Origin of the sequence: Pleurocapsa sp. PCC 7327 (assembly GCF_000317025.1) — a bacterium.
GTDB lineage: Bacteria > Cyanobacteriota > Cyanobacteriia > Cyanobacteriales > Microcystaceae > Hydrococcus.
This window is the reverse complement of the sequence record NC_019689.1, coordinates 2,070,387-2,085,408: the sequence shown is the minus strand read 5'-3', so window position 1 is coordinate 2,085,408 and position 15,022 is coordinate 2,070,387. Positions and strand designations below refer to the sequence as shown.

14 protein-coding genes are annotated in these 15,022 nt (G+C 45.9%); 6 read left to right on the top strand and 8 right to left on the bottom strand.

All coding sequences use genetic code 11. The features are described 5' to 3' along the window. Positions 1–70: 70 nt before the first annotated feature. From dctP to PLE7327_RS09280, 5 genes are all read right to left on the bottom strand, one after another. Entirely contained in the window at positions 71–1,204 is a 1,134-nt protein-coding gene (dctP, locus tag PLE7327_RS09300; protein ID WP_015143593.1) for a TRAP transporter substrate-binding protein DctP, read from the bottom strand. Between the two features lie 159 nt (positions 1,205–1,363). Further along, a complete protein-coding gene (locus tag PLE7327_RS09295; RefSeq protein WP_015143592.1) occupies positions 1,364–1,972 on the bottom strand; it encodes a HEAT repeat domain-containing protein in 609 nt (202 codons plus the stop codon). Positions 1,973–2,139: 167 nt separating this feature from the next. Then, the gene (cpeA, locus tag PLE7327_RS09290) at positions 2,140–2,634 is read right to left on the bottom strand and encodes a class 1 C-phycoerythrin subunit alpha (RefSeq protein ID WP_015143591.1); all 495 of its coding nucleotides are present in this window, start codon (positions 2,632–2,634) and stop codon (positions 2,140–2,142) included. Positions 2,635–2,708: 74 nt separating this feature from the next. Further along, positions 2,709–3,263: a phycobilisome protein gene (locus PLE7327_RS09285; RefSeq protein ID WP_015143590.1), complete on the bottom strand. Its 555-nt coding sequence runs from the start codon at positions 3,261–3,263 to the stop codon at positions 2,709–2,711. Between the two features lie 181 nt (positions 3,264–3,444). Then, positions 3,445–3,984 (bottom strand): phycobiliprotein lyase, encoded by a 540-nt coding sequence (locus tag PLE7327_RS09280; protein ID WP_041392007.1) that lies wholly within the window; start codon positions 3,982–3,984, stop codon positions 3,445–3,447. A 291-nt stretch (positions 3,985–4,275) separates the two neighbouring features. Between PLE7327_RS09280 and PLE7327_RS09275 the strand changes: the two genes are divergently transcribed. Next, entirely contained in the window at positions 4,276–4,545 is a 270-nt protein-coding gene (locus PLE7327_RS09275) for a hypothetical protein (protein WP_041392005.1), read from the top strand. 192 nt (positions 4,546–4,737) lie between these two features. Here the strand turns inward: PLE7327_RS09275 and PLE7327_RS09270 are convergent, their stop codons facing one another. From PLE7327_RS09270 to PLE7327_RS09260, 3 genes are all read right to left on the bottom strand, one after another. Continuing rightward, a complete protein-coding gene (locus PLE7327_RS09270) occupies positions 4,738–7,008 on the bottom strand; it encodes a hypothetical protein (RefSeq protein WP_015143587.1) in 2,271 nt (756 codons plus the stop codon). Then, positions 7,005–7,955 (bottom strand): homogentisate phytyltransferase, encoded by a 951-nt coding sequence (locus PLE7327_RS09265; protein WP_015143586.1) that lies wholly within the window; start codon positions 7,953–7,955, stop codon positions 7,005–7,007. The genes PLE7327_RS09270 and PLE7327_RS09265 overlap by 4 nt, the downstream gene beginning before the upstream one ends. 194 nt (positions 7,956–8,149) lie before the next feature. Next, positions 8,150–10,729, bottom strand: coding sequence for a M1 family metallopeptidase (locus tag PLE7327_RS09260; protein ID WP_015143585.1), 2,580 nt, complete (start codon positions 10,727–10,729; stop codon positions 8,150–8,152). A 345-nt stretch (positions 10,730–11,074) separates the two neighbouring features. Here PLE7327_RS09260 and PLE7327_RS09255 point away from each other — a divergent pair, with 345 nt between their 5' ends. The 5 genes from PLE7327_RS09255 to PLE7327_RS09235 all read left to right on the top strand — a co-directional run bounded on the left by PLE7327_RS09255 (position 11,075) and on the right by PLE7327_RS09235 (position 14,946). After that, positions 11,075–11,455, top strand: a complete 381-nt coding sequence (locus tag PLE7327_RS09255; protein ID WP_015143584.1) for a hypothetical protein — start codon at positions 11,075–11,077, stop codon at positions 11,453–11,455. 337 nt (positions 11,456–11,792) lie between these two features. After that, complete coding sequence (locus PLE7327_RS09250) at positions 11,793–12,011, top strand: NAD(P)H-quinone oxidoreductase subunit O (protein ID WP_041393063.1); 219 nt, start codon at positions 11,793–11,795, stop codon at positions 12,009–12,011. 23 nt (positions 12,012–12,034) lie between these two features. Continuing rightward, entirely contained in the window at positions 12,035–13,009 is a 975-nt protein-coding gene (mdh, locus tag PLE7327_RS09245; protein ID WP_041392003.1) for a malate dehydrogenase, read from the top strand. Between the two features lie 87 nt (positions 13,010–13,096). Continuing rightward, positions 13,097–13,825 carry a 16S rRNA (uracil(1498)-N(3))-methyltransferase gene (locus PLE7327_RS09240; protein ID WP_015143581.1) on the top strand — a complete coding sequence of 243 codons (729 nt, stop codon included), beginning with the start codon at positions 13,097–13,099 and terminating at the stop codon, positions 13,823–13,825. Between the two features lie 17 nt (positions 13,826–13,842). Further along, positions 13,843–14,946, top strand: a complete 1,104-nt coding sequence (locus PLE7327_RS09235; RefSeq protein WP_015143580.1) for a tetratricopeptide repeat protein — start codon at positions 13,843–13,845, stop codon at positions 14,944–14,946. Positions 14,947–15,022: the final 76 nt, after the last annotated feature.

The following is a 15,022-nucleotide window of genomic DNA, read 5'->3' as shown; positions in this document are numbered from 1 at the left end:
CGAACTCCTCACTCACATATAAACAGTTAAGCGCTCGCGTTTGTAACGCCCTACCCACCGCCCGTTCGCATTACGACTTGAGCTTAGAGTAAACAAAGCGCTCGTAACTCGATTGATTGCGATTATTCCAAGCGTAGATGCGATCGCGGAATGCCTTCCACTCATCATAAACCGTCTTGAAATCGGCATCTTTGGCAGCGAATTCGTCATACAAATCAAACGCCGCTTTTTCTGCTGCTGCCATGATCTCGTTGCTATACGGGCGCAGTTGAACGCCATTTTTTAGCAACCGTTGGAGTGCTTCATTGTTAAGGGCATCGTAGCGAGCCAACATGGTCATGTTGGCTTCATAAGCTGCTGACTTGAAGATTTCTTGATAGACTACTGGCAGCTTTTTCCATTCATTGAGGTTGACTTGCACCTCGAAGGTGGAACCGGGTTCCCACCAACCCGGATAGTAATAAAACTTAGCAACTCGGTTCAATCCTAACTTTTCGTCGTCGTAGGGACCTACCCACTCAGCCGCGTCAATCGCTCCTGTTTGTAGCGCTTGGAAGATTTCGCCGCCAGGTAAATTCTGCACCGTCACGCCGAGTCTGCCCATTACCTGTCCACCGAGTCCGGGGATGCGCATTTTGAGTCCTTGCAAGTCGCTTGGCGTTGAGATCTCCTTGCGAAACCATCCCCCCATCTGCGTGCCGCTGTTGCCTGCCGGAAACTGGATGAGACCGAACTTTTTAGCGTACAGTTCCTGCAACAGTTTCAGTCCGCCCCCTTCGTACAGCCAGGCGTTTTGCTGCTGGGCGGTCAACCCAAATGGCACAGATGTCCCAAAGGCGGTAAATGGGCTTCTCCCGACGTAGTAATAAGCGGCAGTATGACCGCATTGCACTGCGCCCTGAGATACTACGTTCAATACTTCGAGTGGAGGAGCTAATTCGCCAGCCGCACGGGGCACAATCTTAAATTTACCGCCTGTCATTGCTGCAACGCGATCGGCAATTGTTTTGGCTCCACCATAAATGGTATCGAGGGATACGGGCCAGCTTGTTGCCATCTGCCACTCGATAGTAGGCAAGGAAGCATCCGCAGTGGTTGTAGGCGCATTGGTTTGTGCCGCTCGATTGCATCCGGCAACTACTCCTGCTGTCGTAGCCCCAAGTGCTCCATAAGCTACCGTTTTTAATAACTCTCGACGTTCCATAAGCCTTTTTTGATGCCCGATCGCATGATGATGTTCATCAAGATACACCAGAGGGTTACACCAGGCAAATAGAAGCAGTTATTATTAACTGATGAGTAACCGCTTGGTTGCGACTTTAACGGACGAAGCGAATACTTAGTGAGTGCTGTCGTGGAAGTGTTAATTCGCGCCCCGATATTTACCTACCATCTCCAAACGGGATAAAGCGCTTGTTGCTGACTCGCGAACGTAGGAATCGGCAGATTCATCCTTGCTCAGGGTCGCCAGGACTTCTGTTGCCCGTTCGTCTCCCATGGAACCGAGTGCGTTGACGATTGTCACCGCTACCGCAGGGTTATCTGTAGTTTTGAGGGCTTCAACCAAAATATCGAAAGCCGGGGAACCAATCTCGCCCAGAGCCATCACGGAGGCGATATGAACCACTGGATTGGGGTCATTAATAGCTTTTTTTAATCCCTGCAAGCCTTCGCTGGGGAAAGGAACTTCTGGATGGTTGACGGCGATTTGTGCCAAAGCTTTGGCACAACTACCCCGAATAGTTGCATTGTCGCTATTGAGCAAGGACTCGACTAGGGAAGGTACGGCATCCATGCCGATCGCGCCCAATGCCACTACCGCAGCTCGTCGATAGGGCACGTCTTCATCGCCGAGAATGCCCATCAAGCGAGAAATTGTATTTTCATCACGGTTTTCGGCAAGTTCTCGCATTGCCCGTTCTCGCATGTGGGGGTTGGGGTGTTTTAGTTGTTCGAATAGAGAATCTGTCATTGGTTATTTGTTATTAGTCATTAGTCACGAGTGATGACTCATAACTTACAAGTTACAACACAATTAAAGGACTCTTGGTCGATCGCACAACCCGATTAAGGCAGAGCAACCGACTGAGAGTCCTCAAGTACTGAATTAAACCTGACTATTTAGAGCGAGCCGCGTCACTAGGACAGGGAGTTGATAACGTAGTCGAGATAAGCGCGGAACTCAACCAACGCTTGAGGAGACATGTCGCGAGGAGCGCAAGCGCGATCGCGGGTGTATTCAAATGCTGCTACGTAAGGAGCAGTAGGCAGGTTGAGAGCGCGATAAACTTCGCGCTGTCCGGCGATTCCCCACTCATCGAGAGGGCCAGTTCCGCCGACGACCAAGCAATAGTTGATTAAGCGCAGATAGTGCTTGATATCGCGATAGCACTTGTCAATTTTGGTTTGATTTTCGCCTGCTTGACCTGCTTCTTTGAGGTAAGGGAACTTCTTAAAGACTAAATCGCCCGCTTCCTTAGTAACGGCATCGATCCCAGCAGCTAGCTTTTCAGCAGCTTCCAAACGAGCGGCTGCACGCTGGATGCTCCCTTGAACGGATTCTAGGTCAGAGCCGCTGGGGAACCGACCTGCTGCATCAGCAGCGCTAATAACAGTCGTCACAACTGATTTCATGTTTCGATTTCTCCAGAATAGTTATTTTTGACAGTTTGTTTCAATTCAATTGGTCGATCGCTATTAGCGTTGACTTAGCTCAGGGCAGCTATAACGCGATCGAAGTAGCTAGCGCACTCGGCAGATAGAGCGGAGCAATCGCCTTGAGGGGTGTCCATCTTGCGGAACTTACTCGTTCCTTCGTACATTTTATTGGTGTTGTTGATGTGAGCGACGCAAATTGCCTTCATAATGGAAACAGCGCGAGCGGCGGACTGGAGAGGTACGCCTAAAGCCACATAGGTCTCTTTGAGACCATTCAAGCAGCGATCGTCGAGTACGGAAGCATCGCCAGCTAGCAAGGCGTAGGTCACGTAGCGGAGGATGATCTCTCCATCGCGTAAGCAAGCAGCCATGCGACGGTTGGGATAGCAGTTTCCACCCGCTTGAATTAGTCCGGTGTTTTCGCAAATCATCCCAGCAATAGCATCAGAAACGCAACAGCTTGCATTGCTGGCGATCGCGTTGACTGCATCTAGGCGTTTGTTCCCCTGTGCAATAAAACTTCTGAGAGAAGCTAATTCTTCGCCACCAATACAAGCGGTTTTGCTATCAGCATTAATTACTGCTCTGGAAAAAGCGTCAAGCATTGAGCTCTCCTTAATCTTAGAAAAAGTTACTTTGTTATTGGGTTTGGGCAACAGTCGTTGACCAATCGATCTAGAAAATACTCAACGAGCGTTCCCCTCGTCTCATTTATTAAAAACAAAGTAACAATCTGTAATCTTTAGGATCTTGAAGGCTCAGACTGGCTTTCAGACTTTCAAACGTTTAAGCGATTCGTTTCTCCAGATATTGACCGATGGTGAGTTCTTGTCCGGAGCGCGAAATAATTGTCTGTCGAGTTCTGTAATTATTGCCAATCAGCTTTATCTCTTCCTCGAAGACAGATCCGCTATATTCAGTTCTCAAGCACAGCGTTTTGGGATTGACAAAAGAATAGGTAGCGATGACGGGTTCGGTAGTGGCAAAACCGCGATCGCGATACAAAATATTTCCTTTTACGCCGAAGATAGTAGACCCAACCGATGGCTTGCGAACGGTTCTGGTGTAATTGCTTTCCCAAGTTACCTCGGTTCCGCAAATCAGAGAGGTTTCATCTTTTAGTTCGTGCAATTGCGCCAATTCGATCAGTTCGGGCGCTCCTCGATCTAAAAACCGAATGGTTAGAAGACTGACGACTTCTTGAGGTTCGACATCCTGCTTAAGAGTGTAGTACCGTCGTTGGGATTTCCATCTCCCAGCAGATTGCCCAAAAAACTCAACGACTGATAATTCTAAGGATAATCGATCGAGCGGCACGGATGTCATGATAGATAGAACCTCATTCTTACATTGTCGACACATAGCATGATGTTTTTGTCAAGTCATGCTATAAGTTATTTATAATTTTTAATATTATAACACCTCAAAATCTTCCTTGAGCATTTCCTCTAGATTTTCTAAATTGTAGACAAATTTGTTAATTTTCATGAGTAAAAAAGAAATCAAACCAAAAAATATTGGCTTTTCTTAACTTTGTCATGATTATTATTTGTTTATATTCGTAAATAGCGATCGACTTTTCCTGTAGTTAATCGATTAAGTCAATAAAGATACTCGATGAGTAGGATGCACTGCTTTAGAGCTAGTTACGAGTTGTCACTCGATTTTAACCATAGCGAAGTTCCCGATTGGATATCTCTCGGCGAAAACTGGCAAGGGTACAGAATTTCAACAGTTCCTTGGATTGCAGATGTTGCCAGAGTCTTAGGAATACTACCAATAGAAGATACGCCTGAAGGATGGATTGCCTATCTCGAAAGTCTTGGACTCAAGGAAATCATTCCGGTTGCCTGTGAAGATTTTTTTGAGGATAAACTGTATTGTTAAGTAAAAAAGTTCCTTCATTCTGGACTAAAGTACTTTCTCCCGCAATCAGACGAGCGCCGCGTCCGCAAGTGAAATAGTTCCAGCTCCATTGCACCATAACTACTAATTTGGGCTTGTAGTAATGCGATCGCTTGCATATAAAACTCGATCGCTCTGGAAAACTCAACCAGGATTGGAGTTTTCCAGAGAAACTTAAAAGACTCCCAAAAAAATGCGATCGCGCCCGAAGTGAACGGTTTGCTTGCCAATGCGAACCATCGCATCTAACCCTTCTCCAGAAATCTTTACCGGAGGGGCTTGACCCTTCTGCACCGTCATCACGACAAAGAACTCATTGCCGCCCGTCGCCAAAATTTTCCCGCCAGATTTGGTTTTTTCATAGGAGATTTTTACTTGGGAAGGCGTAACAAAAGTTCCTTTCATGGTCGCGCCATTGGCAGCCTCAATAGTAAAGGTGCGATCTTCAATCGTTACCTTCCCTTCCGTATTCATCACCCAAATTTTATTCTGAAATTCTTTGGCTTCTGGCGACCCGACAAATTTATCTACTACTGCAAATAGTCCGGGCGCTCCCGAAGACCCGCTATAATCGACGGCAAACGATCGCACTAAGCCAATCCCTACGGGAGAGTTGCTATTTTCAGGCACGTTATCGTCACTTCTCAAACTGACGATTCCCGAACCATTCTTGTTAGAAACAAAGAAAGTCGGTTGAGCAGAATTCCACGGTCTCGCGTCGGGTATGACCACCGCATTTTCATCTGTCCATTGACCGTCCTTATCGGAAACGCCGGGATTTGCCCAACGTCCTCCTAACCCCCAAATGCGAAAACTGCCTACATCGGGAAACGACCAAGAACCCCTCAATGGTTGTCGCTTGAGGTAGATACTGGCGACAAAATCCTTGCTGCCTTGCCACTGGTTGCGGAAGACATAGAAGCCTTTCCTTTCGTCTGTCAAGACGCGATCCAAAATTTCTCCAGGATTCTTAGCAGGAATATCTTCTCGATATCCTTTGAGAACGAAAGCAGCTTCGTAGGGATTGCTGATGCCGAAGGTTTTATTCCCCTCCATGCCAAAGTTGCGACGGAACACCCATTTTACTCCCGGCAGAAATCGTTCTGGGACAGTTCCCATTCCCACAGTAAATATCGATTCGCCTGCATAGCGACGACTCCGCCCATAGGTAGGGACGGCTAACTCGTTCCCTCTTTCAACTATCCGCATCATGTATTGCGGTAAAAACCATTCGGCACTCGACCCTTTCACTAGGTCTTTGCCGACGACATTGCGGTAAGCTTGTAGATAGGGGAGAAGGCTTAGAACCCAAGGTTCCGTTGTATAGTGATCGCCTTCCGTCCCAAAGGCGCGATCGCCAACGGCAGTGATTAGATAACGTGCGATCCGGCGTTCTGCTAGCTTTGACAGTCGTCGAACGTCGATGAATCTGGAGAAAAATTCATCGGGTTCGTAGAGAATTGCTAAGGCGGCTAATCCCCCTGCACTGCGCGCTCTAGCATTCCAATTGCTCCAATCATTGCTGTTCCAACCCCTTTTGGGCGTATCTCCCTCTAGTAGCCAGACTGACTGACCCGCTAGCCAACGGGTAACTTTTTTGAGGCGTTCTTTACTCCAGGTATTGTAACAGAGGTCGTAGGCGATCGCGACTCCCGCGACGATGGGACCCTGTTCAAATAATCTCTTCCCCGGCGTTTTCATGGAATTTTCCACGATTTGCCAAGCGCTTTCTGCTGCTTGTTTGTTCTCGTTTATCAGAGACAGGAAACAGTATCCTGCCGCGTGATACCCCCCATTGGGGACGTAACCTTCATAATAAATTGTTTGTCGAGCAAGGGTTTGTTTTAGTTGAGCCAGAATTGCTTGCCCTGTAGGAGTTTTTGCTTTCTCTCGCAGGGCTGGCAGTTCGTCGCTGCGGAAAACCAATCGGGGATGTTCTTGAGGACGAACTGGCTGAAAGTTGGCAATGGGTTTGGGCCAATGGAGAGCGGTCGTGCCACTGACTTTGCCGCTTAGAGAACGATTGTTGAACCTGCCCGCGTAACTGCCGATGAGTTTGCCTTGATGGGGGATTAGTTCGATAATATAGTCGGCTTCTTGAAAGGGGGTTTTTTGCCAGGGATGAGATTGAATTTTCAGCTTGACTTTCAGTTGCCAAACATTATCTAAACGGGTAACTTCAACCGTTCCCTGATGATCCACGTCTTGATTGAATTGAGGGGCATATGCCCAAGCTTCCGATTCGCACTGACCTCTGTCGCAAGCCAGATCTATAGTTATATTCTGATAAGTGGGTTTTTCCTGCCAAAGTTTCCATACTCCCTTTTCCAGGGTTAAGCTAATATTTCCCGATAGTTTCGTTGTATCGATCGCATTGGATGCAGGAGCTTTAGAACCGCCAACGATCGATGCTAAGATTGCTAGGCAATAGTATTGAATTTTCATTGCAGAATACAAGCAGCAGGAAAGAATAAGTATTCCAGGAAAAATAGCTTCCAAATAAATTGATAAAATTGCGCGATCGCGTTTTTATTTTCCAAGTCTACCTCCCAACTCCGCCACCACAGCAATATTAACAAGCCTCCATGACTAAGAACGAGAAACCCTGAATTTACGCCCGGAATTCGTCCAATTCCAGCTAGGATCGTTCCCAAATAACATAGGGTAATTACCCAACGAGCGAGGTTAAATACGGCTTGCTTGCCCAAAAGTAATGTAAAAGTCGTGATATTATATTGCTTATCTCCTTCCATGTCTGGGACATCTTTAAAGATTGCGATCGCTACGGTAAATACCAAAATAAATAACGTCAATACCCACACAGAAGGAAGAATCGATTCTTGACCTTGTAAAGTTTTTCTAAAATGCAAAAAAAGTCCTAAATTTACGATTACCCCTCGCACGGTAAAAATACATAATGCTGCCCAAAAAGGAAATCTTTTTAAGCGAATTGGCGTTAAAGAATAAGCCGTACCAATAACTAAACTAATACTAACCGTTACTAATAACCAACTTCCCAAAAATCCAGCTAAAACTAGCGCCAATATCCCCGTAATCCCTATAATCGACTGTCCTTGTTTTCGAGAAAATTCTCCTGCGGCAATCGGGAGGTGGGGTTTATTAATTTCGTCAATAGCAACATCTTCTAGTTGATTTAATCCCACAATATAAATGTTGCCGCACAAACAAGCAATCCAAGTTCCTAAAAGCTGCCATAAATTTTCTAATTTAACAGAATTCTCAAGGTTTGCGATCGCGATGATATATAAAGCAAGAACGCTAAGGCTAGTACCAATGATGGTATGAGGACGAGAAAATTTCCAAAGACTGTGTAGCCACGAAATAGGATTTTGTAAGAGATTTTTGGTAGTAGTTGAAGAAATTTGACGCATGAGCTAGATGTGCTGCTATAAATCTTAAGCCATTCTCAAATTAACACGATACATTGATATTAGATTTATGGCAAACTGCACTAATCTATCTTGGGAAAGATAGACATTCAGAAGATTGAAACGCTAGTTTTTAATTAAATTATTAAGAATTGCGGTCGAGAAAGTAGCCGCTTGAGGTAAGTGAAACTTGAAACTTATTTTGCTTTTGCTTCTAATTCGGCGACGCGACTTTTGAGTTCTTGATTTTCTTGTTTAATTTTCTCTAATTCCTCCCGCAATTCTTTAATGGCTTTATCGGAACCCAAGTTTTTCTGCACTTTTTCAACAGCTTCTTCTGCCAGGCGACGGACTCTCCCATCGGACGTTTGTTCTGCCAAAGATTGAAGGATACCAATGGCTTTAGGGGTTTCCATTTGTCCCAAAGCAGAAGTAACCGCAACTTGAGTCAAGAAGAAACTTTCCTTAGAAATTGCTTCTAATCGTTCTAAAATTGCCTCGACTTTATCGGGAGTTTGACCGACAGAAATTGTTCCTAACGCACGAATAGAAGCCAATCGCAAAGGTTGAGGAATTCCAAGTTTGGTATAGTCGAGAATAATATCGACAGCGGCAGAAGAAGTTTTGAGATTACTTAATCCACCAATTGCACCGGAAGTTACGACTTGATTCCAACCGGAACGTTCTTCTAAGACTTTCTTGAGTAAGTCAATAACTTCTCCTTCTTTTTCTTTCAAAGTTCCCGATATTATTCCTCCTAAACTGCGGGCGGCTGACGCTTCAACATAATAACTGGCATCGCCTTTCTCTAATACATTTTTTAAGGCTTCATAGCATTCGGGCGTTTTAATTTCTCCTAATGCTTCGACTACCGCGCGACGCACCCTAGCATTTTCGTCTTGCAATCCTTTCATTAAAGCCGTTCCTGCTTGGTCTAATTTGATTTTAGCTAACTGTTTGGCCGCTTCTACGCGAACGCCCCAAACAGGATCTTGAGTTAAGGTATCACAGAGGGCTTCAATCACTTCTAATCCGCCTTTTTTTGCCAAAGCTGCCGCTGCATGAATCCGCGAAATCGGATCGGGATCGCATTTGAGTTGGGCTTTTAATTCGGGAATTGGATACTCTAAAGTGACGGTTTTGAGGAAGTTATTGCCGGCATCAAAGCTGACGAAATCGGGTTTTTTCTCTAGCGGAAAATAAAAGCTTTGTTCTTTCTCATGGATGCGTAGGGTAAAAGTTTTTAGTTGTACTGGATTGTTAATATAGCCAAAACCAATGGGAATTTTTAGGTCGAATAATTCGCTTTTGCTGGCATTTTTATTTTCTTTGGCTTGGGTTTGAGTTACTGTTAGTTTGGCTAAATTACTGTCTCCATCCCAAGCATAGGCAACTTTATAGTCGGGATGACCGCCTCGGAAGACATATTGATCGAAAAGGAACATTAAATTATATCCGGTTGCCTTTTCGATCGCCCGCAACAAATCGACCGTTTCTACTGTTTTGTGGGCGTTATCTCGCACAAACGTATGAATGGCTTTCTCAAATAATTCATCGCCCAAAATCGTGCGAATCATATGATAGACGCAAGCCCCTTTTTCATACAAATGGCGGTCGTACAGTTCGATCGCGTCTCGATAGACGTGAGTGACGATAGGGCGGCGATAGCGAGAGGAATCCTCATCGATATAGTTCCTCGCCTCTCCTAATAGATAGTAAGCGGCATCGTCTTTCCCGTATTCGGATTCTGTCCACAAAACCTCCGAGTAAGTCGCCATTCCTTCTTTAATCCAAGCGTGCGACCAATGCTTGATGACGACCAGATCCCCAAACCATTGATGGGCGAGTTCGTGAACGACTAAACTTTCTGTATTGCGGTTGTCGAGGGCGGCGCGTTCGTCCAGCAAACAACGGTCGGTCAGTAGAGTCGTAGAAGTATTTTCCATCCCGCCAAAAATAAAGTCATCCACGCAGACTTGGGCGTACTTGGGATAGGGATAGGGGTAGCCAAATTTTTGAGAGAAAAACTCGATCGCGCGAGGGGTTTTGCCCATGCTGCGAAGACCGTCTGCTTCCCGTCCTTTTTCTACGTAGTAGGTGACGGGAATCCCGTGCCATTTGTCTTCTATTTCAGCAAAATCGCCTACTACCAGGGTCATCAAATAAGTAGGATGGACTTGTTTTTGCGACCAGTGATAAATTTTGTCTTCCCCGACTTCTTCTACAGAAACGAGTCCTCCGTTAGAAATGGCAAGGAATTGTTTGGGGACGCGAACGCGAATTTCTGACGTAGCTAATTGACCGGGATAATCGAAACAGGGGAACCAGAAACGGGAGTCTTCATCTTCCCCTTGCGTCCAAACTTGGACGGGTTTGTTGGGATAATGTTCGTCTGGGGAGATAAAATAGAGTCCGCGTCGGGGATTTTCGACGCGGTAGGCGATCGCAATTTGAATTGGTTTATTCTCTGTGGGATTGAGGAGGCGAACGGTTAGCTGTTGTCTATCGTAGTCGAAAGGTTGACTGACGTTATCGACCAATACCGAGTCAATTTGTAAATCGACTGCATCGAGGGTTAGCTGGTTAATTCCCTCTCTAACGGGAATTAAGGTGATGGTACAAGTTCCCCGAACGCTTTTGTTAGGGATATCGAGAACTAAATCTAGAAAAATATGGTTGACTTGTCCGGGGCGGTCGGGATTGTAGTGCGGTTTTGCCCCCGGTAACTCGAAGGGTCTGCGTTCGTTATCTTCCGTATCGAAGTAGGAGCGTAACATAGCGTCAATTTAGCGTTCGAGTTTGTCTACCCAATTAAACATAACATTAGAAGGCTCAAAGCTGTTTGTCGAGCTTTCCATCAAGTAATTTCACAATGAGAATTGCTTTACGATCTACGATCTTGCATTTTTGCGCAAGCGATCGACTATCGCAACTTGTATCCTAGAGATATAGCTTTTTTCAACTAGGATGAATTGGACATTGAGCGATCGCTCAATGTCGAAATCGCATTCATTGTGCCGAAAATCGAACTAATTGCTTGCGTCTGTCAGTCAAAACTGATGCAGCCGTTAAAACAGCTAATGAGCTAGAAAAAATACCGGATTCTACTCGCACGCAGTTCTATGTCAAGACGAAAAAAGATCTTCCCCTGCGGTCATCGAGGCTACGGTCAAGTTTGCCATAGATGTGCCAGAGAGCAAGTCGAACGGGAACAAAAAAGACAGCAAAAAAATGCTTGGGATGCAACTTTTGACGGCGATCCCATCGATTTGAGGGCGTTACCTAAAAATGTGGTCGTTAAAGCCCGCGAAATTATGCAAGGGCTGGCAAATCAAAGAAATTACCGGGACTTTCGCGGCAAGCGATTGAGGCACGATCGCTTTGTTATCAGTATCCCCGTTACTCGCAATTACCGATTGCTCTGCCGAGATTGCGGCAACTTTCTAGCACCAGAAGCAGTGGTTTCTCACGAAGATTATAACGTCTGTAAACCTGGCGGCTAATCGGTGACTCAAACAATTCGCAATTCGCAATTTGCAATTGTCAGGGGAAAAAGTATTACACTGTTTTTCCCGATCGCTTCTGTTTGATTATAAGGAAATGCGATCGGTTAGACTTCGTATTACATCAGAAAATTGTTCGCTATCCTATCAATTCAAATAAAGATTAAATTTTGCAATTAATTATTAATTTTTTCCCAGAAAAACTTGTTGTCGTTAAGATTTACAATCGCCGAATTCCAGTTAAATCGGAATTCTCATTATTTATTTGTAGAATATCTTAACTTTTTTATGCAAAAATTTAGATTGGACAATTAGCAACATCCAATCGATGACAACTATGGCAAGTAAGATCAAGAAAGGTGCTTTAGTTCGTGTTGTTCGGGAAACACTAGAGAATAGCCTAGAGGCAAAAGCAAGCGATACGCGCTTTCCCTCATACATTTTTGAAAGTAAGGGTGAAGTTGTCGATCTTAATGAAGAATATGCCCTGGTTAAGTTCTACGTACCGACACCGAACATTTGGTTTCGCATCGATCAATTAGAACTAACTGAATGAGTATTAACTCATCAATCGGACTCATGAACGCTCCCTCTTCCTCATACACCCCACCTCATTGCAAATCTCCCCTCGTGACCGTTATCGGTGCTGGCAACGTGGGGAGAACTTTAACTCAGCGAATTGCTGAAAAAAATCTAGCAGATGTCGTCCTTATCGATATCGTCGAAGGATTGCCCCAGGGAATAGCCCTAGATTTAATGGCAGCTCAAGGGATAGAATTACACGACAGTAAGATTATCGGCACTAATAACTATGAGGATACTGTCGGTTCCGATATTGTGGTCATCACCGCAGGTCTTGCTCGCAAACCGGGAATGAGTCGGGACGATCTCATCTACACCAATGCTAAGATCGTAGCCGACGTAGCCCAAAAAGCCATTAAATATTCCCCCAACGCTCAGTTTATCGTCATCACAAATCCTTTAGACGCGATGACCTATCTGACGTGGAAAGCGACTGGGCTTCCCGCTTTTCAAGTCATGGGAATGGCAGGAGTGCTCGACTCTTCTCGCTTGCAAACCTTTATTGCCATGGAACTGGGAGTTTGTACCGCCGATGTCAGTACGATGGTGCTGGGAGGACACGGGGATTTAATGCTGCCCTTGATTCGTTACTGTACCGTCAGAGGCGTTCCCATTGCCGAACTGATGGATGAGAAAACGATCGAACGGTTAGTAGAGCGAACTCGTCATGGCGGCGCAGAAGTTGTCAAGTTATTGCAAACTGGAGGGGCTTACTATGCCCCTGCCTCTTCTGGTTGCTTGATGGTAGAGGCAATTTTGCGCGATCGGTCCCGCCTTCTCCCGGCGGCTGCCTATCTCCAAGGACAATATGGTTTAGACGATATTTTCCTCGGCGTTCCCTGTCGCTTGGGATGTCGCGGGGTTGAAAGTATTTTAGAAGTGAAGCTGACTGATGAAGAACAAAAGGCATTGCACGCCTCGGCTGACTCGGTTCGCCAGAACATTAAGATAGCGATGGAAGTCTTGGGATAAAACAAGACATAGTAAGATGGTGTCTGTGGCTCGATCGCAAGTTTGCGATCGAGCCACATTTTTTGAACTCGCGCAGCAGAATTTGCAATGGTTTATCGCTTAGTTATCGACTCCGCACAACAACAAAACGAGAAAATTCATCTTACTTCCCAACAGCAACATTACCTCAGTCGAGTTTTGCGATTGCGGAAAGACGATCGCTTTGTGGCAATGGACGGACGGGGAAAATCTTGGGTCGCTCGATTGGTAGGAACGTCGGCACAGATTATCGAACCCCTGAGCGAGTCTACAGAATTACCCATTGCCGTAACCCTAATGACAGCCTTGCCCAAAGGCAATGGATTTGAGGAGATCGTGCGCTGCTGCACCGAATTAGGGACAATGGCTTTTATGCCAACTATTAGCGATCGCACGTTACTCAACCCCAGCACGAATAAATTGGAACGCTGGCGCAAAATCGCCACCGAAGCCGCCGAACAGTCCGAGAGGCAAATCGTTCCAGTGGTTTTAGAGCCGATTGACTTTGCCAAAGCTTTAATAGAAGTGGACGATTTAGAAACCGATCGCTATATTTGTGTTACTCGCATAGAAGCCAACCACTTACTCACCTACCTTCGGGAGAAACCGCCAAAAAACAATCTCGTCATTGCCACCGGGCCCGAAGGCGGATGGACGGAAGCAGAAGTAAAAGGAGCGATCGCGGCTGGTTTTGCGCCAGTTTCTCTCGGTCGTCGGATCCTAAGAGCGATAACCGCTCCGATTGTGGCTGTCTCTGTCGTTGCCGCTAGTGTCGAGCAACCAATAACTAACCAGTAACCACTAACGACTAACCCATGCTTGAACGAGTTGTCGAGGCGATCGAGCGTCGAGATTGCGAACGTGCCAACCGATTACTACAAGACCTAAAACAGCAAGAACCGGATCATCCTTGGATTGCATTTTATAGCGCTCGCCTAGCGGAAGCTAGCGGCAATCTAGCAGTCGCAGAGCAAGGATATCGGGAAGTGTTGTGCAATGCTACCAACCCTAAAATTATCTCGCAAGCTCGTCAGGGGATCGAGCGGTTAGTCCAAATCGAACGGCAACAACGACAGCAGGAACGCGATCGCGCCATGGCAGAACCGGGGAGTCAAAAACCAGCCGTGTTAGTGCTAGAAGCGATCGACCCCGAATTGAGGCAAAGCGCTGCCAAAAAATTTGCCAAAATTATGAATCTCGACCTCTATATCGCTCGCTTACAACTGCCGACTCGCTCTTGGCGATTATATCGCACGGGTTCTTTGGGAGAACTGCGATTCTATAGCGCTGCGATCGCCGCCGCAGAAATTCCCTGTTTCTGCCTGCCAATTAGCCGAATTAACGCGATCGAGGTCTACAAAGTGCGATACTTTCAATCGGCACTCGCCACAGCTACAGTTATTTGTCAAGAGAAAAACGGTCGCTCGGTAGCGATCGATTTCGATTGGTCGCAAGTGAGTCAACGAGTAGAAGTATTACTTCCCTTATTTGAAAAATGCGTCGATCGCGATGTTAGGGGTAGACTGATTCGCAAAACGCAAATTCAGGATTACGTCAAAGTCTGCGACCTGCATTTACCAGGGAGAAATGCCATTGTGCGGCTATGGGATCGAGGATATCAGTTTCACGAAGGGATAATCTTTTTCGATCGACAACGGTCTGCCGACGGACAAACGACACTGAGCGAAAAGTGGAATCATCTAATGCAATTTTTGCAGCAGCAACTTGCAACCATTCCTGTCTGGTCAGACTTTAACGCTTTTGCAGGCATGGCAAGAGATTTTTCAGATACGCTCAAACTCATCGATCCGCAGATCGATCTATTTCGTCGAGAAGAAACCGACTGGGATAACACCTTTCAACTGTATAGCGGTCTAGTATTGTTGAGTTCTTCTCGCACTCCGAAGCCAATACGGTGATTTTATTCCACTTATTTCTACTATTTTCCTTATTGCCGAAGTAGAAATTCTCAATACGAGTCTTGTTGGCATGGTT

Excerpts from the sequence above, each read along its gene's own strand:
- dctP (WP_015143593.1), bottom strand. The coding sequence starts at position 1,204 with ATGGAACGTCGAGAGTTATTAAAAACGGTAGCTTATGGAGCACTTGGG.
- PLE7327_RS09295 (WP_015143592.1), bottom strand. The coding sequence starts at position 1,972 with ATGACAGATTCTCTATTCGAACAACTAAAACACCCCAACCCCCACATG.
- cpeA (WP_015143591.1), bottom strand. The coding sequence starts at position 2,634 with ATGAAATCAGTTGTGACGACTGTTATTAGCGCTGCTGATGCAGCAGGT.
- PLE7327_RS09285 (WP_015143590.1), bottom strand. The coding sequence starts at position 3,263 with ATGCTTGACGCTTTTTCCAGAGCAGTAATTAATGCTGATAGCAAAACC.
- PLE7327_RS09280 (WP_041392007.1), bottom strand. The coding sequence starts at position 3,984 with ATGACATCCGTGCCGCTCGATCGATTATCCTTAGAATTATCAGTCGTT.
- PLE7327_RS09275 (WP_041392005.1), top strand. The coding sequence starts at position 4,276 with ATGAGTAGGATGCACTGCTTTAGAGCTAGTTACGAGTTGTCACTCGAT.
- PLE7327_RS09270 (WP_015143587.1), bottom strand. The coding sequence starts at position 7,008 with ATGAAAATTCAATACTATTGCCTAGCAATCTTAGCATCGATCGTTGGC.
- PLE7327_RS09265 (WP_015143586.1), bottom strand. The coding sequence starts at position 7,955 with ATGCGTCAAATTTCTTCAACTACTACCAAAAATCTCTTACAAAATCCT.
- PLE7327_RS09260 (WP_015143585.1), bottom strand. The coding sequence starts at position 10,729 with ATGTTACGCTCCTACTTCGATACGGAAGATAACGAACGCAGACCCTTC.
- PLE7327_RS09255 (WP_015143584.1), top strand. The coding sequence starts at position 11,075 with ATGTCAAGACGAAAAAAGATCTTCCCCTGCGGTCATCGAGGCTACGGT.
- PLE7327_RS09250 (WP_041393063.1), top strand. The coding sequence starts at position 11,793 with ATGGCAAGTAAGATCAAGAAAGGTGCTTTAGTTCGTGTTGTTCGGGAA.
- mdh (WP_041392003.1), top strand. The coding sequence starts at position 12,035 with ATGAACGCTCCCTCTTCCTCATACACCCCACCTCATTGCAAATCTCCC.
- PLE7327_RS09240 (WP_015143581.1), top strand. The coding sequence starts at position 13,097 with ATGGTTTATCGCTTAGTTATCGACTCCGCACAACAACAAAACGAGAAA.
- PLE7327_RS09235 (WP_015143580.1), top strand. The coding sequence starts at position 13,843 with ATGCTTGAACGAGTTGTCGAGGCGATCGAGCGTCGAGATTGCGAACGT.